Below are 23,090 nucleotides of genomic sequence, written 5' to 3' on the forward strand. Positions count from 1 at the left end.
GTCACGCCTCCGTCGGGCCGAGGTCGGGCGCGGCGACGAACCTGGCGCGGGGTGCGGCCGCGCCGTGCAGCTCGAGCAGCACCAGCTCGTTGCCCTCCGCGCGGACCAGCGGCCCGGGCACGTAGACCGTGCCGGTCGGGCCCTGGCCCGAGTACCGGCCCAGCAGCTCCCCGTTGACCCAGGCGAGCCCCCGGCTCCAGCCGTCCAGGCGCAGGAAGTGGTCGGCGCCGGCCACGGAGCCGAAGGTGCCGCGGTGGAACGACGGCCCGGCGACCGGCGCGGCGTCGTCGCCGGCGGGCTGCCACACGGCGTCGGTCAGGAGCCCCGGGGCGACGTCGAGCCGCAGGGGCACGGCCTCCCAGTCGGTGAGCTCGCGGGTCGCGGTGCGCACCGGCCCGACGATCCCCTTGGGCTCGCCGATCCGGGGGCCGTAGTTCACGCGCCCGCGGTCCTCGACGAGCAGGGTCAGCGTGCCCGCCCGGCGCGGCAGCGGCACCGACCAGGCGTGGGTGGTGCGGTCGAGCACGCCCACCGGGTCGCCGTCGACCGCCACGAGCGCCCGGTCGCGCACCTCGTCCGCCACCAGCACCGCGTCGTCGGCCGCGACCCGCGTGCCGTACAGCACGAAGCCGGACCACTGGCGCAGGTCGTCCATCGTCGGTGGCTGCGCGGACGACGTGCGCGACGTCCGCCCGGACACCAGGTCCAGGACGCCGTCGAGCGCCACGCGCCGGTCGAGGACGACGTCCAGCTCCGGCGCCGGGGCCGGCTCGACGGGCACCTCGTCGGGCACGGGCGCGTGCTTGGCGATCACCGCGCGCAGGGCGTGGAACTTCGCCGTCGGCGCGCCGTGCTCGGACAGCGGGGCGTCGTAGTCGTACGACGTGGTGATGGGCAGGTACGTGCCCTTGTCGTTCGCCCCGTTGGTGAGGCCCAGGTTGGAACCGCCGTGGAACATGTAGAGGTTGACCGACGCGCCCGCGCCGAGCAGGTCGTCCAGGTCCGCCGCGGTGGTCTCCGGGGCGGTGACGTGGTGCTCCAGGCCCCAGGAGTCGAACCAGCCGTCCCAGAACTCCGTGCACATCAGCGGGCCCGTGGGCTGGTGGCGGCGCAGCACGGCGAGCCGCTCCAGCGACCGGGAGCCGAAGTTCGCCGTCTTGTGCAGCTCGGGCAGGCCGCCGAGCGACAGGTGCTCGTCGTCGGCCTGGTCGCAGGTGAAGAGCGGGACGTCGATGCCCTGGGCCCGGGTGAGGTCGACGAGCGCGCGCAGGTAGCGGGTGCGCTCGTCGGCCGGCACGCCCGGGTAGGCGCCGTACTCGTTCTCCACCTGCACCATGAGCACCGGGCCGCCGCGCGTCACCTGCCGCTCGGCCACGACGGGCAGGAGGTGGGCGTAGTACGTGCCGATGGCCTCGAGGAACGCCGGGTCGTGCCGGCGGACGCCGGCGCTCCCGTCCGCGAAGAGCCACGCCGGCAGGCCGCCGCCGTCCCACTCCGCGCAGATGTACGGGCCGGGACGCACGACGGCGCGCAGCCCCTCCGCCGCGACGAGGTCGAGGAAGCGGCCCAGGTCACGCCGGCCGGCGAGGTCGAACTCGTCGGGCTCGGGCGCGTGGAAGTTCCACGGCACGTACGTCTCGATCGTGTTCAGCCCCATGAGCCGGGCCTTGCGGATCCGGTCGGCCCACTGGTCGGGGTGCACGCGGAAGTAGTGCAGCGCCCCGCTGATCACCTGGAAGGGGCGGCCGTCGAGCAGGAAGTCCCGCTCGCCGATCTCGAACGTGGGCATGGCGCGGTGAGCCTTTCGACGAGGTGCGGTGCGGCGGCGGGGCGTCGGAGCGCCCCGCCGCCGGGGTCATGCGGACGGGCTCACTTGTTGACGGTGAAGCCCTGGCCGTTGCCGTACGTGGCGGACTGCTCCTGCCACGCCGCGAGGCCGTCGTCCAGCGTGGTGCCGGAGACGTAGGCCTGGCCCACCGTGTCGTTGAAGATGGAGTTCGCGTACACCTGGAACGGCAGGTACTGCCAGCCCTCCACGACGTTCGCCGCGGAGTCCGCGAGCACCTCGTTGATCTTCTGGCCGCCGAAGTACGCGGACTCGGTGCCGCGGAACTCGTCCGACTCGAGGTCGGCCGTGGTGGCAGGGAACGCGCCGCCGTCGAGACGGGCCTGCACGCCCTCGCCGTTCGTGGCGTAGTCGACGAACGCGTAGGCGAGCTCGGCGTTCTTGCTCGCGGCGGGCACGGTCAGCGAGGAGCCGCCGTTCTCCGACGTGGCGTGCTGCCCGGCCTCCCACTGCGGCATCTCGGCCACGCGCCACTTGCCCTTGCCCTGCGGGACGCCGGACTCGAGGTTGGCCGGCATCCACGCGCCGATGGTCAGCGTCGCGATGGTGCCGTTGCCGAGGCCCTGGTACCACTCGTCGCTCCACGAGCCGACGGGGGCCAGCAGGTCCTCGTCGATGAGCTGCTGCCACACCTCGGCGAACTTCTGGGTGCCCTCGTCGCCGGCGAAGTCGATCGTCACGTCGGTGCCGTCCACCTGGTACGGCTGCCCGCCGGCCTGCCAGATCATGCTGGTGGTGAAGCCGGCGTCGCCGATGTCGTTGGCGATGTACGCCTTCGGGTCCTTCTCGTGGATGGTGCGCGCGGCCTCGAGGTACTCGTCCCAGGTGGTCGGCACGTCGACGCCGTACTTCTTGAAGACCTCGTCGTTGTAGAAGAGGGCCATGGGGCCGGAGTCCATCGGCATGCCGTAGACGCCGTCGCCGCTGTGCACGGAGTTCCACGGGCCGGTGCTGAAGGTGCCGTCCAGCTCGTCCGCGCCGAGCGGGCCGAGGTCCGTCAGCGCCTCGGAGATGGCGAACTGCGGCACGGCGTAGTACTCGATCTGCGCGACGTCGGGCACGCCGTCGCCGGCCGCGATCGCGTTCTGCAGCGCGGTGTACTGGTCGTTGGCGGTACCGACGTTCTCCAGGTTCACCGTGACGTTCGGGTACTTCTCCTCGAAGTCCGTCACGACGTCCTCGAGGGTGGGCTCCCACGCCCAGACGGTGATCTCGCCGCCCTTCTCGAGGACAGAGGCGGTGTCGACGGGCGCGGCGTCGCCGCCGCCGGAGCCGCCGTCGTCGCCGGAGCCGCAGGCGGCCAGGCCGAGGGCGAGCACGCCGGCGAGGGCGGTGCCGCGCACCAGGTGGCGGGATCGTGCGTTCATGGGGTCCTCACTTCGTTGTCAGAAATACGCTGGTCGAGGCTGTCGAAACCTGCTGGTCGAGCCTGTCGAGACCCCGACGTCACGAGGTCATTCCTTGACGGATCCGGCCGCGAGGCCGGACTGCCAGTAGCGCTGCAGGAGCAGGAAGGCGGCGACGAGCGGCAGGATCGTCAGCAGCGCGCCGGTGATCACGAGGTTGAAGATCGCCTCGCCGCCGGCGGTGGCGGCCTGCGCGTTCCAGGCGTTGAGGCCGAGCGTCAGGGGGTACCAGGACGAGTCGCGCAGCATGATCAGCGGCAGGAAGTAGTTGTTCCAGGTGGCGACCATGGTGAACAGCAGCACCGTGACGATCCCGGGCGCGAGCAGGGGAAGGCTCACGCGGAAGAAGGTGCGGAACTCCCCCGCCCCGTCGATCCGGGCGGCCTCGAGCAGCTCGCCCGGGATGGCCTCGGCGGCGAACGTCCACATGAGGTACAGCCCGAACGGCGAGATCAGCGACGGGATGATCACGGCCCACGGCGTGTTCGTCAGGCCCAGCTGGCTGAACATGAGGAACGTCGGGACGGCGAGCGCGGTGCCCGGCACGGCCACCGCGCCGATCACGAGCGCGAACACCCCGCGCTTGCCCGGGAAGTTGAACTTCGCGAGCGCATAGCCGCCCAGGATGGCGAGGAACGTCGCGCCGCCGGCGCCCACGACCACGTACAGCACGGTGTTGCCGAACCACCGCACGAAGACACCGTCGTCGTAGGTCAGCGTGGCGACGATGTTGTCCCACAGGGAGAACGAGTCGCCGAACCACAGGCCGAACGAGGAGAACAGGTCTTCCTGCGTCTTGGTCGCGTTGATGAGCAGCCACGCCAGCGGCACCAGCGAGTACACGAGCACGACGGCGGTGAGCACGGTGAGCAGAGGGCTGCGCCGGGGGCGGGCCACCGAGTGGTGGCGTCGGGTGCGCAGGCGCACGGCGCGTCGGGCAGGGGTGGCGGTCAGCGTCGACACGGGTCACGGCTCCTTGCGCATGCCGCGCAGCTGCACCACGTAGGCGATCACCATGGTGATCAGGCCCATGATGATGGCCACGGTCGCGGAGTAGTTGTACTGCTGGCCGGAGAACGACAGCGAGTAGGCGTACAGGTTGGGCGTGTACGACGTCGTGATGGCGTTCGGGGCGAGCGACTGCAGGATGCTGGGCTCGTTGAAGAGCTGGAAGCTGCCGATGATCGAGAAGATCGTGGCGATGACGAGCGCGCCGCGGATGGCGGGCAGCTTGATGGCGCTGATGACGCGCCACTGGCCGGCGCCGTCGATCTCCGCCGCCTCGTACAGCGAGTGCGGCACCACGCGCAGCGCGGAGTAGAAGATCAGCATGTTGTAGCCGACGAACTCCCAGGTGACGATGTTGCCGATCGACGCCAGGACGAGGTCCGGCGACAGGGGGTTCGGCAGGCTGACGCCGAGGGCCTCGTTGATGTTGCCCACCAGGCCGAAGCGCGTGCCGTACATGAAGCCCCACATGAGGGCGGCGACGACGGCCGGCACGGCGTACGGCATGAAGATCGAGATCCGGAAGAAGCTCTTGCCGTACAGGCGGCCGCTGTCGATCGCGAGGGCCACCAGCAGCGCGATGCCGAGCATGATCGGCACCTGCACCAGCAGGAACAGCGAGACGCGGCCGAGGCCCTCCCAGAACTGGGGGTCGGCCAGCGCCTGCGCGTAGTTCTCGAGGCCCACGAACGTGGTGCCGCCCACCATCTGCGTGCGGAACACCGACAGGTACAGCGAGTAGACGATCGGGGCCAGGAACACCAGCGCGAACACCAGCATGAACGGGCCGACGAACATCCACCCCGTCCAGCGCCGGCGGCTGCGGCGCAAGGAGCGGGGAGCAGTCGCGGTGACGGCCGTCGTCACAAGAGCCACTCCTTCGGGGACGGACCGGTCAGGGACGCCGGTCATCGTGAGTGCAGATGGTGACGTTAACATGTTTACGTAAACATCATCCGCGTCACTAGAGTGCTCGCAGGGACGGCCGGTGTCAAGGGCGCCGAGATCCGTCCCGCAACGGCACCGCGGAGCAACGGGAGGTTCGATGGGCGGCCGCAACGGCACACGCGCACGCACAGGGCCGTCGATGGCCGACGTCGCGGCGCTCGCCGGAGTCTCCTCGCAGACGGTCTCGCGCGTGTCGATGGGGCTGGACAACGTGCGCCCCGCCACGCGCGAGAAGGTCCGCAGCGCGATGGATCGGCTGGGGTACGCACCCAACAGCGCCGCGCGCGCCCTGCGCTACGGCAGCTTCGGGACGATCGGCATGATCGCGCACCGGCTCGCGCGGACCGGCGAGTCGCGGACCGTCGAGGCCGTGGTCGAGGCCGCGCGCGTCGAGGGGTACACGGTCACGCTGGTCGACCTCGAGAGCCCGACGTCGGACGACATGACCGCAGCCGTGGCCCGGCTCGGGCACCAGGCGATCGACGGCCTCGTGATCGTCCGGGCCGAGGCCGCCGGCCCCGAGACGCTCGCCCTGCCGCCCGGCCTGCCGGTCGTGGTGTCGGACTCGCGCTTCGTCGGCCACCACCCCGCGGTCGGCGCCGACCAGACCGCCGGGGCGCGGCTCGCCGTCGAGCACCTGCTCGGCCTCGGGCACCGCACGGTGCACCACGTCTCCGGTCCGGACGACTCCGGCCCCGCCCAGATGCGCATCGACGCGTGGCGGGCCACGCTCGAGGCCGCGGGCCGCGACGTCCCCGCCGTGGTGCGCGGCGACTGGAGCGCCGCGTCGGGCTACGAGGCCGGCCTCCGGCTGGCCCGGGACCCGGACGTCACCGCCGTCTTCTGCGCCAACGACGAGACCGCCACCGGCCTGCTGCACGCACTGCACGAGGTCGGACGGCGCGTGCCCCAGGACATCTCCGTGGTGGGCTTCGACGACATCTACCTCGCCGAGCAGCTCTGGCCGCCGCTGACCACGGTGGCGCAGGACTTCCGCGAGATCGGCCGCCGGCTCGTCGACCTGCTGCTGCAGCAGGTGCGCGACGACGAGGCCCTCGTCGACGTGCACGAGGCCGTCCCGACCCGCCTGGTCGTCCGGGAGAGCACCGGCCCCGCCCCGGCATAGCGCCGGGAGATCGTCGTCAGCGCGATCTTGGCGCTGCTCCCGACGGAACGGCGCCAAGATCGCGCTGACCACGCCCCGCGGGGCGGGCGGTGTCAGTCGCAGTCGCGGCCCGCGTATCCGACCGCGACGGCGTCCCCGCCGCCGAGCGTCACGGTGGCGCTGCCTGCGGCGAGGGCCGCCTCCCGCGTGCTCACCACGGCAGAACCGGAGCCGCCCGGGGCGAGCTCCCGGACGGTACGGGAACCGCGCTCGGTGCGGACGTCGACGTCGCCCGCCCGGTCGGTCGCGTTGCGTACCGTCGTCACGAGCTGGGCGCGCCCCGTCCCCACGCAGCGCACGGAGACCGCCGGCTCGACGGTCGTCGGCGGGGCGTCCACCGTGAGCTCGGGGATCTTGAGGTACGAGCCCGGGGTGGCGAAGGTGAGCCGTACGGCGGCGGCCCAGACCGGCTCGAAGGCGACCGCGGTCCGGGTGCCGTTCGCACCGGGGGCGACATCCTGCGCGGTCGTCGCGTGCCAGGTGCCGTCGGCGTCGCGGTACTCGACGCCGAACCGGGCGATCGTGCCCTCGATGTTCGTGAACGCGACCTGGTCGACGACGCGCGCCTCCGACGGCTCCACGGTGAAGGTGACCTCGTCCTTCATGGCGCTGCTCGCCCAGGTCGACCACGACGTCGACGCCTTGCCGTCGCAGGCCTGCGCGGCAGGCATCGTCTCCCAGTCGGTCTGGTGGAAGCTCGCCGAGACGGTCGTCCCGTCGGCGCCGCACAGCTCGACGACACCCTCCTCGGCCACCTCGATCGTGCGGCTGAACGTCCGCCCGGCGGCGAACCGGTCGTCTGCCGCGAGCGTGCCCGTGATCGTGTGCTCGCCGCGCGTGTCGAACGACGACGCGTCCCAGGTGACCGCGACGTCCGTCGTCTCGCCGTCGACCTCGACCGGCACCGCCGTCGGCAGCGCGCCCGAGAAGTCCTCGCGCGGGCCCACCCGCTCGGGCAGGCCGTCGTCGACGACCGACCAGATCCCGTCGCCCGCGCCCCGCGAGTCCCCATAGCTCTCGTCCCAGCCGGCACCCCAGCGCGCGGGGTCCTCCGTGGCCGGGTTGCGCAGCTCGGCGCGCCCGTTCTCGCCGATGGTGATCGGCAGCCACACGTACGTGGAGTCGGCGGCGCCGGCGTTCCAGCGGTCGCCCATGTAGACGAACCGGCCGCCGCCGAGGTCGAGCACGTTCGTGGACTGCGACCCGAACGTGGACCGCCGGGTGTCGCCCACCGCCAGCAGCCCGTCGCCGCCCTCGGGGATGGAGCCGTACGGGACGTCCTCGTACTCGTCGTCCGCCTCGACGCCGCGGATCCACGGCCCGAGCAGGCTGGGGGCCGTGTAGTACGTCTGCGGGTTCGGCGCCCAGCCCGTCGCGCCCGACGCGACGGCGTAGTACGTGCCGCCGTGCTCGAACAGCGCGGGCGCCTCGAGCATCCCGCACTCCTTGACGATCTGGAAGTCCTCGCCCCGCACGGGCGCCTCGGGCGTGCCGTCCGCGAAGAGGTACGGGTACCGACCGTCCTCCGAGTACTGCCCGGCGTCAGCCATGTCCGTGCCGGTGGTGTGCGTGACGTTCGTGTACGTGGCGTCCAGCTCCGCCACGTACAGCGACCGGTTCTCCTCCGACGAGTACACGAGGTAAGCGGTGCCGTCGGCGTCCTGGAACACGGTCATGTCCCGGGCCTGCCCCGGCACGGCGGCCGAGATGCAGTCCTGGTAGTTCGTCCGGTTGGGCATCCGGTACACGCCCGTCATGCGGAACGGGCCGGTGGGGCTGTCCGCCACCGCGACGCCCGCCATCGAGCGCGCGTACATGCTGCCGCCCGGCGTCGTCTGCCCGTCGGAGTGCCACCACAGCACCCACTTCCCGGTCTTCTCGTTGTGCATCACCTTGGGCCGCTCGAAGATCGTGGTGAGGTCGGCCGCGTCGTTCGTGTCCAGGTGGTAGTCGAGCTCCTCGATCCGCTCGGCGCGCGGCTGCCCCGCGTCGTCGACCGTGTCGTAGAGGTCGTCGAAGTACGCGGACTCCAGCTCGGACGGGTCGGACACCGAGCGGAGCACGACACCCTCGTCCGTCCAGCTCTTGGTGTCGTACGACTTGTACGCGTGCACGCCGGGGCTGCCGTAGTAGCCGTTGCTGCGGTCCTCGCCGTACCAGTAGTAGACGGTGCGGCCGTCCTCCTCGGTCTCCACGACCTGGCCGCCGTGCGCCTGGACGTGCGCGCCGCCGTCGTCGGGCCAGAGCGGCGAGAAGTAGTCGTCCGCGCCGGCGCCCGGGTCGACGACGGCGGGGTAGCGCGCGCCGGCGGTCGTGCCGTCGAGGGCAGGGTCGGCGGGGTCGGCGGCAGGGTCGTCGGCAGCGGATCCTGCCGTGGCCTGGAGGGCGACCAGCGCGAGGGCGAGCCCGAGGCCGCCGGCGACCGCCCTCCGTCCGAGGGGCCGCGCACCCTGGTCTCCGCGGGGTTGAGGCATGTCCATCTCCTTCGTCGTCGAAGCGAGGCGTGCGGCGGCGTCCGGCATCGGACCCGCCGCACGGAAGGCTGGCACGGGTGAATGTTGACGTCAACATCTACGCCGTCAGCCCCCGACCAGCGCCTCCCCGAGCGGCGTGCGCACGTGCAGCACGCGCGGCCCGTCGCGGCGCGAGTCGACCAGCCGCGCGGCGCGCAGCAGCGCCAGGTGGTGCGACGCCGTCGAGACGGCGAGCCCGCCGGCCGCGGCGACCTCGCTCGTGGACAGCGGGCCCCGCAGGGCGAGCAGCACGCCCGCCCGGCCGGCGCCGAGGAGGTCCGCGAGCGCCGCGGAGGTGTCGGGGGCGTCGTCCGCCCAGCGCTCGGAGACCCCCAGGGCCGGGTAGAAGAGCGTGGGCTGGGCGGGCGGCTCGGTGACCACCGAGCAGCGGGGCGCCATCACCGACGGCACCAGCACGAGGCCGCTGCCGGCGCAGTCGAGCACCTCGCCGTGCATCCGCAGGCGCACGCGCACGGCGTCGGGTGCCCAGGTCACGGCCTCGTGCAGCGAGTCGACCATCGCGCCCAGGCCGCGGGTCGTGACGCGGCGGGACCGGGCGCCGATGTCGGCCCGCAGGATCCGTTCGAGCTGCGGCCACGACGGCGCGAGCACCGCGTCCCACACCTGCCGCCAGGCGTCGACGGCGAGGCCGCGGGCGTGCTCGGGGTGGTCGGCCAGCGCCCGCAGCAGCCGCTGGTCGGCGCCGACGGTGCGGTCCACCCGCTTGAGCAGGTCGACCCGCAGCGGGCCGAGGTCCGCCTCCCGCAGCCGCTCGAGCTCCTCGCCGGGGCCGAGGTCCCAGCCGGGCGTGGAGGTGAGGAAGTCCGGCATGTACCCGTCGGCGCCGACGAGCAGCGTCAGCAGGTCGAGCGCGCGGGCCGGGGCGTGGCCGCGGGCCCTGCGCAGCCACCCCCACTGCAGCGGGTGGTAGTGCGGCTGGGCCAGCACGCGCACCGCGTGCGCGAGCTCGTGGCCGGGCGAGACGCCGAACCGGATCGCCGAGACGTCGTCGGGGGCGAGGCGGAGCTCCACGACGTTCGGAAGAGGGTGGCGGGGCACGTCGTCACCGTAGTCGCGTGCCCCACCGCCCTCACTTCAGCAGGCCGTTGACCTGGTCGTTCACCTCCGTGAGCGTGGCGACGTCCCGGTCCCCGATGTAGATCTCGTCCATCATCGGCGTCATGAGGGCGTCGATCGCGCCGAACTCCTCGGTCACGGGGAAGAAGACCGTCTGCTTCTTCTCCACCAGGTCCGTGAACACGGAGGCGTCCAGGCCCCGCTCCCCGAACGCCTCGATCGCCGCCTCGGTCCCGGCCGGCCGGGCGGGGAGCACCACGCCCGCCTCTCCGACGATCCGCTGGCAGTCGTCCGACCCGAGGAACGCCACCCACCGGGCCGCCTCCTCGGGGTCCGGGGACTGGGCGCTGATCGAGTCGGCGAGGCCGTTGTACATCGACACCGGGTGGCCCACGGGGCCGCTCGGCGGCGGGGCGATGCCCAGGTCCACGCCCTCCAGGTTGGCGTACGTGCCCAGCATCCAGGAGCCGTTCGCCGAGATCGCGGCACGGCCCGAGCCGAGGGCCTGCTGCGGGTTGGGCTCCGTGCCGACCTCCTCGTACGGCGCCATGTACCCCTTCTCGACCAGGCCGAACAGCCACTTCAGCGACGCCTGCACGCGCGGGTCGTCGAAGTGGTACTCCGTGCCCCACACGTCCGCGTCGGTGAACGTCCAGCCGGTCGCGCCCGCCAGCCAGGACCACGTCGTCTGGCCGGACATGCCGCCCGACCCGTTCGAGGCCAGGCCGTAGACGGCGACGTTCTTCGGGTCGAAGCCCTCCTCGTCGCCGCGCACCCCGTTCTCGTCCACGGTGAGGTGGGCGAGCGCCTTCTCGAAGCTGCCGCCGTCCTCCGGGTTCCAGTCGAGGCCCGCGATGTCCTCCGGGCTCATCCCGGCCTCGGAGATCATCGTCGTGTCGTAGAACAGCGCGACCGTGTCGAAGTCCTTGGGCATGCCGTACTGGCTGCCTTCCTGGCCCACCCACAGGTCCGCCAGGCCCTCCTGGAACCCGCCGTAGTCGACGTCGGCCGTCGCCTCGAGGGTGTTGAGGTCCCGCAGCAGGCCCCGCTCGGCGAAGCCGGGGTACTGGGTGAGGTGGTCGGTGAACACGTCCGGCCCGGCGCCGGCCACGAACCCGGCGGTGAGCTTGCGCCAGTAGTCGTTCCAGCCGTACTGGCTGATCCGCACCTGCAGGTCCGGGTTCTGCTTCTCGAACTCGTCAGCGCACCGCTGGTAGGCGGGCAGCTGGTTGGAGTCCCACAACCAGTAGTCCACGACGACGGAGTCCCCCGCGGCCGCCGCGGTGCCGGGCCCGGCGCAGCCGGCGAGGGCGAGGGTGCCGGCGGCGAGCGCCGCGGCCAGGGATGCGGTCGTACGACGTGCGTGGTGCACGGTGTGCCTCCTCACTTGATCCCGCTGAAGCCGATGGAGTTGACGATCCGTCTCGCGAACACGAGGAAGAGCAGGATCATCGGCAGCGCGGCCACGAGGGTCGCGGCCATCAGCCCCGCCCAGTCCGGGCCGGTCTGCGGCGACTGCGCGTTGAAGTTCCCCAGGGCCACGGTGAGCACCCGGGAGTCGTCGGTGTACGAGACCATCAGCGGCCAGAAGTAGTCGTTCCACGACCCGATGTAGGTGAGGATCGAGATGGTCGCGATCGGCCCCACGGACATCGGGATGATGATCGCGAAGAACACCCGGACCTTGCTGGCGCCGTCGATCAGGGCGGCCTCCTCCACCTCGGTGGAGACGTTCATGAAGAACTGCCGCAGGAAGAAGATCGCGAACGGCGTCATGAACAGCCCGGGCAGCATGATGCCGAGCAGCGTGTCGATGAGGCCCAGCTCCCGGACCAGGATGAAGTTCGGCAGCAGGGTGAAGATCGCCGGCACCATCAGGGAGAGCAGGAAGACGCCGAAGACGGCGTTGCGCCCCCGCCAGCGCAGCCGGGAGAACGCGTACGCGGCCATCGCGGAGAAGAACACCTGGCACGCGGTGACCACGGTGGCCACCACCACCGAGTTGCGCAGGTAGAGCCAGAAGTCGATGGAGGCCCCCGAGCCGCCCTGCGCGATGGCCTCCTCGGTGCTCTGCAGGCCGAAGACGCGCTCGAACCCGCCCCAGCTGAAGTCGACCGGCAGCAGGGAGGTCGAGTTCGCGTACAGGGCGCCGTTGCTGGACAGCGCCGTGCGCAGCATCCAGTAGAAGGGGAACAGGGTGACGAGCAGGAGCAGGATCATCACGGCCCAGGCCAGCACGCGGCCCGGGGTGAGCCGCCGGCGACGGCGGCGCGGGACCGCCTCGCCGGGGGTGGCCGGAGCGCCGGCGGTGAGGGGTGCGGCGGGTGCCGTCGTGGTCTCGGTCATGGTCGCCGCCTCCTAGTTCAGGTCCGTCTGGCCGGCCCGCGTCATGCGGTACTGGAAGAAGGTGACGACCACCAGGATCAGCAGCATCGCCACGCTCAGCGCGGACGCGTAGCCGAAGTCGAACTGCCCGAACGCCTTGTCGTAGATGTAGAGCTGCAGCACCCGGCTGGCGTCCACGGGGCCGCCGTTGGTGGTGACCGCCACGGTGTCGAACACCTGGAACGAGCCGATCACCGAGATGATCAGCACCAGGCCGAGGATCGGGCGCAGCAGCGGCAGGGTGATGCCGAAGAAGGTCCGCACCTCTGACGCGCCGTCCACCCGGGCCGCCTCGTAGGTGGTGGCCGGGATGGCCTGCAGGCCGGCGAAGATCAGCAGCGCCGTGTATCCCATGTGCCGCCAGACGTTCACCACGGCGATGGTGGGGATGGCCCAGGCCTCGGAGGTGAAGAACCCGATCCGTTCCAGGCCGATCCACTCCAGCACCTGGTTCCCGATGCCCAGCTGGAAGTCGAGGATCCACAGGAAGACCAGGGCGGCGACCACGTTCGAGACGAGGTACGGGGCGAGCACGAGCGAGCGCAGCAGCGTCGAACGGCTGAGCCGTTGCATCAGCACCGCGATGACCAGCGCGACGGCCGTCTGCAGCGCGATGTTGATCACCACGTAGAGCAGGGTGACCCGCACGGCGTTCCAGAACACGGGGTCGGCGGCCATGGCGCGATAGTTGTCGAGGCCGACGAACTGGGCCGGGCTGAGCAGGTCCCAGGACGTGAAGCTCAGCCAGATGCCGCGGAGCAGCGGCCAGAAGTAGAACGCCACCAGGCCGATGCCGGCCGGCAGGATGAAGAGCAGGGCGAGCCGGGTGTCGTCCCGGCGGCCCACCCGTCCGCCACGGACGGTCGGTGCAGGCGGTGCAGCCATCAGATTCCTCCTTGCGTCGTTGCAAGCAGTGCTCGGCACGGCCCGGCGTCGTCGTCGACGCCGGGCCGGTGGTGCTCAGTCGCGCGCGGGGCGGCTCCCGAAGTCCGGGATGGGCAGCCGCTCGCCGCCGGCCAGGGCGGAGGCGTGCGCCACGATGCCCGGTGCCGTGAACCTGGCGGAGAGCCAGGCGTCCACCGGCGCGTGCTCGCCGGTCACCACGGCGCGCACGAAGTCGTCCGCGAGGAAGTGGTGCGAGCCCTCGTGCCCGTTCGGGGCGTCGGCGTAGGTGGCCGGCAGGCGGGTCCGGTCGTGCACCGGCGTGGAGCCCGAGGTGAACGCCTCCCGCAGCGCCGGGTCGACGTCGGCGAGGTCCGCGTCGTCGGCCGCGCCGCGGACCGGGACGAAGTCGGCAGAGACGTCCGTCGAGGTCTCCTTGTCGTTCCAGACGCTCTGGTGGGCGAGCTGCTCGAAGCTGGCCTCCGTGCCGAAGAACCGGAACCGCGACTCGCGGATGTGGGACGGGTAGCCCACCCGGCGCATCTCGTTGGTGCGCATCGCGCCGCCGTCGGCCAGCTCGAACAGCGCCGTCGCGTTGGAGAAGCTGTTGCCGAACTGGCTGACCTCCCGGTCGAAGACGCCGTCGCCGCGCCGGTCCTCCACGCCGATGCAGCTCACGCTGACGGCGCGGGTCGGGAGCGCGCCGAGCACGCCGCCGATGGCGTGCGTCGGGTAGAGCATGGGCGGGTAGCTCGCGGTGGACTTCCAGTTCTCCCCGCCGCTGTACTGGTAGGCGGCATAGAACCCGAGGTCCATGTCGTGGACGTAGTCGCCCTCGGCGTAGAAGACCTGGCCGAGCGCGCCCTCGCGGACCTTCTCCCGGATGAAGACGGTGGCCGGGTTGTAGTAGCTCGTCTCGCCCATCATGTAGGTGCGGCCGGAGCGTTCGACGGCGGCGACGATCGCCTCGATGTCGGTGATCTCGGTGGCCATCGGCACCGCCGAGTACACATGCTTGCCGGCCTCCAGCGCGGCCAGCACCAGCGGCGCGTGCGTCCACCGCTGGGTGAAGATGGCCACGGCGTCGACGTCCGAGTCGAGCATCTCCTCGAAGCTGTCGACCACGGTGGCACGCTCGTAGCGGTCCGCCAGGGACTTGGCCCGCTCCGGCACCAGGTCGGTGACGACGAGGCGGTCGACGTTCGGGTGCAGGTCCCAGAGCGTCGCGAAGCTGCGCGAGAACTGGCCGGCACCGACGATGCCGATGCTGATCGAGCCGGCGTCCGCCGCGAGCGGGGCCGTGGGGTCGAGAGGCAGTGCGGACAACGGATCCTCCTGGGTGGTGGGTCAGGTCGGGTCGGGTGGTGCTGGGTCAGGTCGGGTCGGGCGGGTCGGGCGGGTCGACGAGCATCCACTGGCAGGCGACCACGGCCGCCCCGCGGGCCCACTCGTCGAAGCCGGACGAGAACGCCACCACCGACGGCGGGGTGGCGTGCGGGTCGAGGTGCTCCGCGACCGCGGCCTCCATGGCGGGCCGGGCGTGGGCGAGCATGCCGAGCCCGTCGCCGGCCAGGATCACCGCGGGCAGCCCGAGGATGTTCACGAGCTGGGCGATCAGCACGCCCAGGGCATGGCCGGCGTCGGCGAAGACGCGCAGGGCGACGTCGTCGCCCGCCTCCGCGAGCTCGAACGCCGTGGCCAGGTCCAGGTCGGACCGGCCGTGCGGCACACCGATGCCGTGGGTGATGGCCGCCGTGGTGAGGAACGCAGAGGCGCAGCCCCGGTGGCCGCGGGGGCACGACGGCCCGGAGTCGGAGACGCGGTGGTGCCCGAGCATGCCCGCCCGCCCGGTCGGGCCGGCGAGCACCGTGTCGTCGAGGACGATGCCGAGGCCCACGCCGACGCCGACGGTCACGACGGCGAAGTCGCTCGTGCCGCGGCCCGGTCCGGACCACTGGACCCCGGCGGTCAGCGCCCGGGCGTCGCCGCTGAGGACGGTGGGGATGCCGGTGGCCCGCTCGAGCATCGTGGCGAGCGGCACGTCGTCCCAGCCGAGGTAGACGTTCCCGCGCACGGTGTCGTCGAAGCGGGACATCTGGCCGGCGATGCCGACGCCGAGCGCCTGGATCTCCCCCGTGTCCCCGAGTTCATTCACCAGTTCAATGATCTCGGCCACGACCGTGGCCTGCGCGACGTCGGCGAGCCTGCGGTGGCCGGTCGCCTCCACCAGGCCCGAGGCGTCCGCCCGGACCGCGTACACCTCGTCCGACGTGACCTTGACGCCGATGAACCGGTGCCGCGCCGCCTGGAGGACCAGCGGCGCCCCCGGGCGGCCGCGGCTCTCGCCGAGCGGGGCGGTGTCCTCGCTGATCAGACCGGCGGCCAGCAGCGGCTGGGTGATCTTGGTGATGCTCGCCGGGGAGCGCTCCAGGCGCCGCGCGAGCTCGGCCCGGGAGAGCGGGCCGGCCAGCAGCAGGGCACGGACCACCGCCCGGGCGGAGGGCCCGAGCGAGCCGAGGCGAGGAACGTCTGCGCGGCGCTGCACCCGGACACTCTGGCCCTTATTCCTTCACCGTGTCAATGAATGGGCCTCAGCGAGTCGGCGAGACCCCCCTGCACGGCGAAGTCGGCGACGAGCCGGGCGAAGCGCTCCGGCTGGTCCTCGCCGACCAGCGTGGCGCAGTCCGCCAGCACCTCGAGCCGCGCGTCCGGGTAGAGCGCGGCGAGCCGCGGCCCGTGTGCCGCGGGCATCAGCGGGTCCTGCTCCGCCCACACCACCAGCACGGGCTTCGTGAACGCGCGCCAGCCGGCCGCGAGGCGGAGCAGCTCGGACCGCCCCGGGGCGCCGGCGGCGAACCGGGCGAAGTCCCGGCGGATGCGTCGGTCCCGGGTGGCGGGAGCGAACCAGTCCACGAGCAGGTCGTCCGGGAGCCCCGCGACGGACATGCCGCCGTAGCCGCCCGGCATCCGCCGGAAGGCCCGCAGGCGGAACAGCTGCAGCAGCAGCCACATGCCGCCCGGCACCCGGGCGGCCGCCCCGAGCGACTTGGCCGCGCCGGGCGGGAAGTTGTCGAACGCCTCGCACGCGGCCAGCACCAGGCGCCCCACCCGGTCGGTGCGCCCGTCGTTGATGAGGAACTGGCCGCCGCCCCAGTCGTTCAGCACCAGCGTGACGTCGGTCAGGTCGAGCGCGTCGAGGAGGTCGCCGAGCAGGCGCGCGATGCCGCGCTGGGACAGGTCGGCGTCCGGGCGCATCGGCGTGCGGTGGCCTCCGAGCGGCAGCGTCGGCGTGATCACGCGGAAGCCGGGCAGCAGCGGCACCACCTTGCGCCAGGCCCGCGAGTCCATCGGCGGCCCGTGGCCGAGCAGCACCACCGGCCCCGTGCCGCCGGTGTCCTCGTAGGTCACGGGCCCTGCCGCCAGCTCGACGACCGCCATGGTCGTACCTCCCGGTCTCCGGACGTGCGTCCTGGACGTGATAGATCGTTCTAGTCAGCCACCGTAGGCTGGAGCCATGGCCGCGGCAACCCCCTCGAACCTGCCCCCGCTCCTCACCGGGCCCCCCGCGGGCGCCGGCACGCGCACCCGGATCCGGCACGCGGCGGCCCGCCTGTTCGCGCGCCGCGGCTACGCCGGCACCGGGCTCAAGCAGATCGCCACGGAGGCAGCGGCGCCGTTCGGATCGATCTACCACTTCTTCCCCGGCGGCAAGGACGCGCTGGCCGAGGACATGATCCGCACCACCGGCCCGCAGTTCATGGCGCTCGTGCTCGCCCTCCTCGACGAGCGCGACGACCCGGTGGACGCCGTCGTGCACGCCTTCGACTCCGCCGCCCGCGACCTCGTGGCGAACGGCTACGCCGACGGCTGCCCCGTCGCCACGATGGCGCTCGACGTCGCGGACACGAACGAGGCCCTCCGCGGCGCCGCCGCGGACGTCTTCGCCGCGTGGGTCGAGGGCGGCACGGCATGGTTCTCCCGCCACGTCGCGCCCGACCGTGCCCGCGACCTCACCCTCGCCATGGTGATGCTCGTCGAGGGGGCGTTCCTGCTCGCCCGCACGACCCGGGACCCGGAGCCCCTGCGCTCCGCCGGGCGCAGCCTGGCCGCGCTGCTCGCCGCGGCGCGCTGAGCTCTCGACGACCCACCCTTTCGAACGACCGACCTTTCGACGTGGGTCGAAACGCTCGTGCGCCGGCCGACCGCGCCCGAGGCTGGGGACACGCCGCGGGCAGCCGCCCGACGACGCACCCCGGACCCACGAAGGAGCCACCATGGCCGCCGTCGTCCCCGCCGACTCGATCCGCATCCCCGGCTCGCGCACGCTCCGCTTCGAGGGCCGCCACCACGGCTCGGAGGTGTCGTTCTTCCTCGTCACCAACGACCCGGGCCAGGGCCCGGACCTGCACCGCCACCCCTACTCGGAGACCTGGTCGGTGCTGGAGGGCGAGGCCACGATCCGCATCGGGGCCGAGACCGTCGTCGCCCGCACGGGCGACACCGCCGTCGTCGGGCCCGACGTCTGGCACGGCTTCACCAACACCGGCACCGGCGTGCTGCGCATGGTCTGCATCCATGCGTCCGCCACGATGGTCCAGCAGATGCGGGACGAGGCCTCCCCCGAGGCCGCGGCCCCGACCCAGACCCAGACCCAGACCCAGACCCAGGAGAGCCGCTGATGTCCTTCCAGGCCTACCTCGACAACGTCGAGACCCAGACCGGGCTCACGCCGCGCCAGCTCGTCGAGGCCGCCGCGGACCAGGGCTTCGGCCCCGGCAGCAAGACCACGCCCGTCGTCGCGTGGCTCAAGGAGACCTATGGGATCGGCCACGGGCACGCCCAGGCGGTGGCGCACGTGATCGTCAAGGGCGACCGGATCAGCACCAAGCACGTGGGCACCACCGGCACGCACCGCGACGCGAGCGACCGCCTGTGGCTGGACGGGAAGGACTCGCGCCCCGCGGACTGGTGACCCCGGCGGCCGGGCGCCGGATCAGTCGCCCGGCCACTCCCCCGTCCACCGCTCGAACACGCGGGCTCCGCCCCGGTCGATGGCCGCCTTCACGACGGAGAAGATCGCGCCCTGCAGCAGCGACGCGAGCAGGATCTCCCGCATGCGGTACTCGGACTGCAGGGGCGTGGGCGCGTCGTCCGGGTGCCCGGGGGCGACCCGTTTGTAGACCTGCTTGAAGACCTGCCCCGCCACGATCCCGCCGACGATCGAGCTGACGATCCCCACCGGGCGGTACAGGATCTTCGCGGCCTTGCCCCCGCTGGCCTTCTCGGTGCGGACGGCGTCGTTGTCCTCGCTCATGTCCCGACGCTAGGCCGGGCGCGCGGTTCCCGCACGGACGGGACGGGACCGGGTCCGTTGGCTACAGTGCCAGGGTCGCCGTGGCTCGGCCGGCAGCCCGTACGTCGCGAGGGGGAGGACGCATGATCCGCACCGTGCGCCCCCTGCTGACGGGCCGCCGCGGGCGCCTGGCCGGAGTGCTCCTCGTGCTCACGCTCGTGGCGGGCGTCGTCGTCATGCACGCCATGAGCGGCTCCGCGACGCGGCACGCCGGGCACCACGCCCCCGTCGCCTTCGCCTCGACCGTCGCGTCGACAGGGCACGCGTCCTCCGGCACGACGACGGGCACGACGGCGCACGCGGCCTTCCCGGCCGTCGAGGACACCGGCGGGACCGCCGGCTGCAGTGCCGGCGGGTGCGGCGGGCACGAGATGGTCACGGCGATGTGCCTGATGATCCTGGCCGTGCTGCTCACGTTCGTCGGCCCGGGCTCCCGCGCGCTGCTGCGGGTCGAGGGCCCGCAGGTCGCGGCGTGGTTCCCGCTCCCGGCCGCCTCCCGCCGCCCGTCGGGACCCAGCCTGCACGCCCTCGGGATCTCTCGGACGTAGGACCGCCCGCCCACGGCGCCGACGCGCGCCGCCGGCACGGGCCCGACCACGGGCCCGGCAGCGGAAGCACCCCGAGAACCTCCGAGAAAGGCCACCTCCCATGAAGCACTCCCTGCTGGCGCGCGCCCGCGTGCCCGCGCTCGCCCTCGCCGTCGTCGTCCCGCTCGCCGCGTGCGCGGCCGACGACGGCGGCGGCCACGACATGGCCGGCATGTCCGGCGGCTCCTCGAGCCCGTCGGCCACGGCGCCCGGCGACCCGTCCGAGGCCGCGGTCAACGACGCGGACGTGATGTTCGCGCAGATGATGGTGCCGCACCACGAGCAGGCCGTCGAGATGTCGGACACCCTGCTCGCCAAGGACGGCGTCGGCCCGGAGCTGGTCGACCTGGCCCAGCAGATCAAGGCCGCCCAGGGTCCCGAGATCGAGACCCTGACCGGATGGCTCGCCGACTGGGGCGCCGACCCCGCCCCCGGCGGCACGACGGGCCACGGGATGGGCGGCATGATGTCGGCCGAGGACATGCAGGCCCTCGACGACGCCACCGGGGCCGACGCCGAGCGGCTGTTCCTCGAGCAGATGGTCGAGCACCACGAGGGCGCGGTCGAGATGGCCAGGGCCGAGGTGGCCGACGGCGCCGACGCCGGCGCGGTCGAGATGGCCCGGTCCGTCGTCGACGCCCAGACCGACGAGATCCGGCTGATGCAGGAGCTCCTCGCGTCCCGGTGACGTCATGGTGACGTCCCGGTGACGTGCCCGGGTGGCGCGCCGGCCCGCGGGCCGGCGCGCCGCCCCGGGCGCACCGGGACGACCGGGCACAGACCACCTCGTGATCGTTTCGTGACATTCCCCCTGCCGGTGCGGTACGTTCCTGCCCGGCCGGTGGTTCAGGCAGCAAGAGAGGTCGCATGACAACCCACGTTCAGAGGAGCACCGCGCGCCGCGGCGCGCCCGCTCCGTCCGACGCCTCGACACGGGCCGCGCGATGACGCAGACCCAGCCCGCGCCGGCCCCCACCGCCGAACCCACCCGCACCTACCCGAGCCGGCGCGACCCCGGCCGCGGCGGCCGCGCCCGCCCCGTCGATGCCCGGCGGCACGTCCCGGAACCGGCCCTCGCCCCCGAGCCCGTCCACGACGTCCGGCCCGCCGACGCCAACCCCGCTCCGCGGCCCGACGCGACCCAGCTCTTCCACGCCGTCGAGCAGCCGCGCCCCGCCCCGCCCGTCCGCACGCCCGCGCCCACCGTGGTGCACACCCACGTGTTCGACCCGGTCCGCGCCGCCGCCCGCACCTCCGCCGAGCCCACGCCCGCCGCGGAGCCCGCACGGGCGGAGCGCTCCCCGGAGCGCCGGCCCGCCCGCAAGCCGGCCCGCAAGGGGCGCACGCCCGGCCGCTGGGCCGGCATCGGCGTCGGGCTGACCGTCGCCGTCGCCACCACGACGACGCTCACCGCGATCGCACCGCAGGCCGCGGCGCCGGAGTCCGGCGACGGGCCCACCACGGGCTCGCTCGAGGCCATCACCGCCGCCGCCGCGGCCGCCGTCGACGACCGCGACGGCGCCGCGTCCCGCAGCGGCGCCCGTACCGGCGTGGCCCCCGCCTCGGCCGTGAAGTCGGTCGCGGGCGGCGCGAAGGTCACGGTGTCCGACAAGGCGACGATGTCGGTCGAGAGTCTCGACCGCGGGGAGATCCAGGCGCCGCCGCCCGTGCTGCCGGGCTGCGAAGGCCAGGCCGCCGGGTCGGGCTCCAACGGGCAGATCCCCTCCAGCGAGCTCTGCACGCTGTGGGACGGGCACACGCAGGTCCGCGGGGACGCGGCCGTGGCCCTCGCCGAGCTCAACGAGGCCTACCAGGCGGCGTGGGGCGAGTCCATGTGCATCACGGACGGCTTCCGCAGCTACTCGCAGCAGGTCGCGACGAAGGCCGCCAAGGGGTACCTCGCCGCCGTGCCCGGCACGTCGAACCACGGCTGGGGCCTCGCCGTCGACATCTGCCCCGAGACGTACGCCGGCTCCCGGTGGGACTGGCTCGCCGCGAACGCCCCCGCCTACGGTTGGGACAACCCGGACTGGGCCCGGCCCGGCGGGTCCAAGTACGAGCCGTGGCACTGGGAGTACACCGCCGGCGTCACGCAGATGGGCGGCTACTGACCGTCCCGGCGAGCCGGCGCACCGCGTCGAGCACGTCCACCCCGTCGGCCGGCTCCGTGTCCAGGGCGCGATGGATCGTCATGCCCTCGACGAAGGCGTCGAGCACCCGGCACGTCGCCGGGTCGAAGTGCCGGCCGAGCGCGTCGCGGCTGCGGCGCATCCAGTCGTTCGTCAGGTCGCGGAACGCGGGGTCGCGCGCCGCGAGCGTGTAGAGCTCGTGCGAGAGCACGAGGTCGCGCTGCGTGGCGAACACGTCCTGCATGATGAGCCGGACGACGGCACGCAGGGCGGCCTCGCGGTCCGGCGCCTCGGCCATGCGCCGGTCGAACTGCGCCGCGGCCTGGCGGGCGAAGCGCCCGAACGCCTCGCGCAGCAGCTCCTCCCGCCCGGCGAAGTGGTACGTCATCGAGCCCAGCGGCACGTCCGCGGCGGCGGCGACGCGGCGCTGCGTGGTGCCCTCGACCCCGCGGGTGGCGACGACGTCGAGGCAGGCGTCGATGATGCGGTCGCGGCGCTCGGGATCGTGGCGGCGCGGTCGGGTGCCGGCGGTCATGACCCCATGATGGCGTCCGCCGGCCGCGCCGCGGGACGGGCCGCGCGACGGCCGGAGAGCACGCCCGCGGCCACCACCACGACCACGCCGGCGAGCGGCAGCACGAGGAGGCCGGCGCGCAGGCTGGTCGCGTCGGCGATGAGGCCGACGACCGGCGGGGAGAGCAGGAAGCCGAGGCGCATCAGCCAGGACACCACGGTGAGCCCGGTGCCGGCCCGCAGGCCGGGCAGCTCGTCCGCCTCGTGCATCGCTGCCGGCACCAGCGTCGCGACGCCGAAGCCGGCGCAGGCGAAGCCGGCGATCGTCCCGGGGACCGACGGGAACGCCAGCGCCAGCCCGGTGCCCACCGCCACGAGCAGGCCTCCCGCGCGCGCCACCGCCCGCTGGCCGAACCGGTCCACGAACCGGTCCCCGAGCATCCGCCCGACGAACTGTGCCCCCACGAGGGCGACGAACCCCGCGGCGGCCACGGCGGACGCCGCGCCCAGCGAGCCCGAGAGGTAGACGGCGGCCCAGGTGCTGCCGGCGTCCTCGACGAGAGCCCCGGCGAACGCGACGAGCACGAGCGCCGCCAGCACCAGCGCCGTCCGGCCGCGCCGCAGGACCGGGGCGCCCTCGGCCGTGGCGGGCGAGGCCGCGCCGTCGTCGGTGGCGCCGTCGAGGCCGGGCAGGCAGAAGCGCAGCGCCACGAGGGCGACGACGGAGAAGAGTGCGCCCGTGACCCCGAGGTGCACGCCGCGCGGGACGTCCAGGGCGATCGCGGCGGCAGCCATCGACCCGCCGAGCACGGCGCCGATCGACCAGACCGCGTGGAAGGAGTTGAGGATCGAGCGCCCGTAGCGCCGCTGCACCCGCAGGCCGTGCGCGTTCTGCGCCACGTCGGTGCAGGCGTCCATGGCCCCGCCGAGAAGCATCGCCACCACGAGGAGCCCGAACGAGGGGGCGAGGCCCACGACGAGCACGCCGACGCTCGTGAGGACCGTCCCCGCCACCGCCACCCGGGCGGACCCGAACCGCCGGACCAGGAAGCCCGCGGCAAGCCCCGCGGCGATGGCGCCCGCCGGGAACGCCGCCACGGCGAGGCCGTACGTCGCGTTGCCGATCTCGAGGTCCGCCTTGATCTCCGGGTAGCGCGGGACGAGGTTGGCGAACAGCGCCCCGTTGGTGAGGAACAGGGCCGCGACGGCGGCGCGGGCGCGGCGGTCGACCGTCGTGGGGGCGGGAAGAGGCATGCGTACAAACGTACACAACCCCGG

22 protein-coding genes are annotated in these 23,090 nt (G+C 73.2%); 7 read left to right on the top strand and 15 right to left on the bottom strand.

Translation table 11 applies throughout. The features are described 5' to 3' along the window. Position 1: 1 nt before the first annotated feature. From B5Y66_RS09905 to B5Y66_RS09920, 4 genes are all read right to left on the bottom strand, one after another. Positions 2-1,789, bottom strand: a complete 1,788-nt coding sequence (locus B5Y66_RS09905) for a glycoside hydrolase family 35 protein (RefSeq protein WP_079573974.1) — start codon at positions 1,787-1,789, stop codon at positions 2-4. A gap of 80 nt (positions 1,790-1,869) precedes the next feature. After that, complete coding sequence (locus B5Y66_RS09910; protein ID WP_079573976.1) at positions 1,870-3,213, bottom strand: ABC transporter substrate-binding protein; 1,344 nt, start codon at positions 3,211-3,213, stop codon at positions 1,870-1,872. A gap of 87 nt (positions 3,214-3,300) precedes the next feature. Beyond that, a complete protein-coding gene (locus tag B5Y66_RS09915; protein ID WP_079573978.1) occupies positions 3,301-4,215 on the bottom strand; it encodes a carbohydrate ABC transporter permease in 915 nt (304 codons plus the stop codon). Between the two features lie 3 nt (positions 4,216-4,218). Next, the gene (locus tag B5Y66_RS09920; RefSeq protein ID WP_079573980.1) at positions 4,219-5,172 is read right to left on the bottom strand and encodes a carbohydrate ABC transporter permease; all 954 of its coding nucleotides are present in this window, start codon (positions 5,170-5,172) and stop codon (positions 4,219-4,221) included. A gap of 175 nt (positions 5,173-5,347) precedes the next feature. On the opposite strand from B5Y66_RS09920, the gene B5Y66_RS09925 reads away from it, so the two are divergent. Next, positions 5,348-6,334 (top strand): LacI family DNA-binding transcriptional regulator, encoded by a 987-nt coding sequence (locus B5Y66_RS09925; protein WP_245807033.1) that lies wholly within the window; start codon positions 5,348-5,350, stop codon positions 6,332-6,334. Between the two features lie 92 nt (positions 6,335-6,426). Here B5Y66_RS09925 and B5Y66_RS09930 read toward each other — a convergent pair whose 3' ends face one another. From B5Y66_RS09930 to B5Y66_RS09965, 8 genes are all read right to left on the bottom strand, one after another. Beyond that, on the bottom strand, positions 6,427-8,847 hold the full coding sequence (locus tag B5Y66_RS09930) for a glycoside hydrolase family 43 protein (protein WP_079574462.1): 2,421 nt from the start codon (positions 8,845-8,847) through the stop codon (positions 6,427-6,429). Between the two features lie 105 nt (positions 8,848-8,952). Then, positions 8,953-9,945 carry an ArsR/SmtB family transcription factor gene (locus tag B5Y66_RS09935; protein ID WP_079573984.1) on the bottom strand — a complete coding sequence of 331 codons (993 nt, stop codon included), beginning with the start codon at positions 9,943-9,945 and terminating at the stop codon, positions 8,953-8,955. A 31-nt stretch (positions 9,946-9,976) separates the two neighbouring features. Continuing rightward, positions 9,977-11,335 carry an ABC transporter substrate-binding protein gene (locus B5Y66_RS09940; protein ID WP_079573986.1) on the bottom strand — a complete coding sequence of 453 codons (1,359 nt, stop codon included), beginning with the start codon at positions 11,333-11,335 and terminating at the stop codon, positions 9,977-9,979. 11 nt (positions 11,336-11,346) lie between these two features. After that, the gene (locus tag B5Y66_RS09945) at positions 11,347-12,309 is read right to left on the bottom strand and encodes a carbohydrate ABC transporter permease (RefSeq protein WP_079573988.1); all 963 of its coding nucleotides are present in this window, start codon (positions 12,307-12,309) and stop codon (positions 11,347-11,349) included. Between the two features lie 12 nt (positions 12,310-12,321). Then, complete coding sequence (locus tag B5Y66_RS09950; protein ID WP_079573990.1) at positions 12,322-13,233, bottom strand: carbohydrate ABC transporter permease; 912 nt, start codon at positions 13,231-13,233, stop codon at positions 12,322-12,324. A gap of 75 nt (positions 13,234-13,308) precedes the next feature. Beyond that, entirely contained in the window at positions 13,309-14,556 is a 1,248-nt protein-coding gene (locus B5Y66_RS09955) for a Gfo/Idh/MocA family protein (RefSeq protein WP_079573992.1), read from the bottom strand. Positions 14,557-14,602: 46 nt separating this feature from the next. Further along, positions 14,603-15,775: an ROK family transcriptional regulator gene (locus tag B5Y66_RS09960; RefSeq protein ID WP_079573994.1), complete on the bottom strand. Its 1,173-nt coding sequence runs from the start codon at positions 15,773-15,775 to the stop codon at positions 14,603-14,605. A 32-nt stretch (positions 15,776-15,807) separates the two neighbouring features. Then, complete coding sequence (locus B5Y66_RS09965; RefSeq protein ID WP_079573996.1) at positions 15,808-16,668, bottom strand: alpha/beta fold hydrolase; 861 nt, start codon at positions 16,666-16,668, stop codon at positions 15,808-15,810. Positions 16,669-16,744: 76 nt separating this feature from the next. Between B5Y66_RS09965 and B5Y66_RS09970 the strand changes: the two genes are divergently transcribed. The 3 genes from B5Y66_RS09970 (at position 16,745) to B5Y66_RS09980 (ending at position 18,202) form a co-directional block, all read left to right on the top strand. Next, a complete protein-coding gene (locus tag B5Y66_RS09970) occupies positions 16,745-17,362 on the top strand; it encodes a TetR/AcrR family transcriptional regulator (RefSeq protein ID WP_079573998.1) in 618 nt (205 codons plus the stop codon). A 142-nt stretch (positions 17,363-17,504) separates the two neighbouring features. Then, positions 17,505-17,909, top strand: a complete 405-nt coding sequence (locus tag B5Y66_RS09975) for a cupin domain-containing protein (RefSeq protein WP_079574000.1) — start codon at positions 17,505-17,507, stop codon at positions 17,907-17,909. Then, entirely contained in the window at positions 17,909-18,202 is a 294-nt protein-coding gene (locus B5Y66_RS09980; protein WP_079574002.1) for a DUF4287 domain-containing protein, read from the top strand. Before B5Y66_RS09975 ends, B5Y66_RS09980 begins: the two co-directional genes overlap by 1 nt. A 21-nt stretch (positions 18,203-18,223) precedes the next feature. Here the strand turns inward: B5Y66_RS09980 and B5Y66_RS09985 are convergent, their stop codons facing one another. After that, positions 18,224-18,544, bottom strand: coding sequence for a DUF4235 domain-containing protein (locus B5Y66_RS09985; RefSeq protein WP_079574004.1), 321 nt, complete (start codon positions 18,542-18,544; stop codon positions 18,224-18,226). A gap of 122 nt (positions 18,545-18,666) precedes the next feature. On the opposite strand from B5Y66_RS09985, the gene B5Y66_RS09990 reads away from it, so the two are divergent. The 3 genes from B5Y66_RS09990 to B5Y66_RS10000 all read left to right on the top strand — a co-directional run bounded on the left by B5Y66_RS09990 (position 18,667) and on the right by B5Y66_RS10000 (position 21,281). Continuing rightward, positions 18,667-19,131 (top strand): hypothetical protein, encoded by a 465-nt coding sequence (locus B5Y66_RS09990; protein WP_079574007.1) that lies wholly within the window; start codon positions 18,667-18,669, stop codon positions 19,129-19,131. A gap of 100 nt (positions 19,132-19,231) precedes the next feature. Continuing rightward, positions 19,232-19,858, top strand: coding sequence for a DUF305 domain-containing protein (locus B5Y66_RS09995; protein ID WP_079574009.1), 627 nt, complete (start codon positions 19,232-19,234; stop codon positions 19,856-19,858). 256 nt (positions 19,859-20,114) lie between these two features. Then, a complete protein-coding gene (locus B5Y66_RS10000; RefSeq protein ID WP_079574011.1) occupies positions 20,115-21,281 on the top strand; it encodes a M15 family metallopeptidase in 1,167 nt (388 codons plus the stop codon). Here B5Y66_RS10000 and B5Y66_RS10005 read toward each other — a convergent pair. Together B5Y66_RS10005 and B5Y66_RS10010 are read right to left on the bottom strand one after the other, a co-directional pair. Continuing rightward, positions 21,259-21,834 (bottom strand): TetR/AcrR family transcriptional regulator, encoded by a 576-nt coding sequence (locus B5Y66_RS10005; RefSeq protein WP_079574013.1) that lies wholly within the window; start codon positions 21,832-21,834, stop codon positions 21,259-21,261. The two genes, B5Y66_RS10000 and B5Y66_RS10005, sit on opposite strands and share 23 nt — an antisense overlap. Next, positions 21,831-23,066, bottom strand: coding sequence for an MFS transporter (locus tag B5Y66_RS10010; protein WP_079574015.1), 1,236 nt, complete (start codon positions 23,064-23,066; stop codon positions 21,831-21,833). Before B5Y66_RS10010 ends, B5Y66_RS10005 begins: the two co-directional genes overlap by 4 nt. Between the last annotated feature and the right edge of the window lie 24 nt (positions 23,067-23,090).

The sequence above is a fragment of the Krasilnikoviella flava genome (assembly GCF_900167525.1).
Taxonomy (GTDB): domain Bacteria; phylum Actinomycetota; class Actinomycetes; order Actinomycetales; family Cellulomonadaceae; genus Isoptericola; species Isoptericola flavus.

Coding starts and splice junctions, on each gene's coding strand:
- B5Y66_RS09905 (WP_079573974.1), bottom strand. CDS start 1,789: ATGCCCACGTTCGAGATCGGCGAGCGGGACTTCCTGCTCGACGGCCGC.
- B5Y66_RS09910 (WP_079573976.1), bottom strand. CDS start 3,213: ATGAACGCACGATCCCGCCACCTGGTGCGCGGCACCGCCCTCGCCGGC.
- B5Y66_RS09920 (WP_079573980.1), bottom strand. CDS start 5,172: ATGACCGGCGTCCCTGACCGGTCCGTCCCCGAAGGAGTGGCTCTTGTG.
- B5Y66_RS09925 (WP_245807033.1), top strand. CDS start 5,348: ATGGCCGACGTCGCGGCGCTCGCCGGAGTCTCCTCGCAGACGGTCTCG.
- B5Y66_RS09930 (WP_079574462.1), bottom strand. CDS start 8,847: ATGCCTCAACCCCGCGGAGACCAGGGTGCGCGGCCCCTCGGACGGAGG.
- B5Y66_RS09945 (WP_079573988.1), bottom strand. CDS start 12,309: ATGACCGAGACCACGACGGCACCCGCCGCACCCCTCACCGCCGGCGCT.
- B5Y66_RS09950 (WP_079573990.1), bottom strand. CDS start 13,233: ATGGCTGCACCGCCTGCACCGACCGTCCGTGGCGGACGGGTGGGCCGC.
- B5Y66_RS09965 (WP_079573996.1), bottom strand. CDS start 16,668: ATGGCGGTCGTCGAGCTGGCGGCAGGGCCCGTGACCTACGAGGACACC.
- B5Y66_RS09970 (WP_079573998.1), top strand. CDS start 16,745: ATGGCCGCGGCAACCCCCTCGAACCTGCCCCCGCTCCTCACCGGGCCC.
- B5Y66_RS09975 (WP_079574000.1), top strand. CDS start 17,505: ATGGCCGCCGTCGTCCCCGCCGACTCGATCCGCATCCCCGGCTCGCGC.
- B5Y66_RS09980 (WP_079574002.1), top strand. CDS start 17,909: ATGTCCTTCCAGGCCTACCTCGACAACGTCGAGACCCAGACCGGGCTC.
- B5Y66_RS09985 (WP_079574004.1), bottom strand. CDS start 18,544: ATGAGCGAGGACAACGACGCCGTCCGCACCGAGAAGGCCAGCGGGGGC.
- B5Y66_RS09990 (WP_079574007.1), top strand. CDS start 18,667: ATGATCCGCACCGTGCGCCCCCTGCTGACGGGCCGCCGCGGGCGCCTG.
- B5Y66_RS09995 (WP_079574009.1), top strand. CDS start 19,232: ATGAAGCACTCCCTGCTGGCGCGCGCCCGCGTGCCCGCGCTCGCCCTC.
- B5Y66_RS10000 (WP_079574011.1), top strand. CDS start 20,115: ATGACGCAGACCCAGCCCGCGCCGGCCCCCACCGCCGAACCCACCCGC.
- B5Y66_RS10005 (WP_079574013.1), bottom strand. CDS start 21,834: ATGACCGCCGGCACCCGACCGCGCCGCCACGATCCCGAGCGCCGCGAC.
- B5Y66_RS10010 (WP_079574015.1), bottom strand. CDS start 23,066: ATGCCTCTTCCCGCCCCCACGACGGTCGACCGCCGCGCCCGCGCCGCC.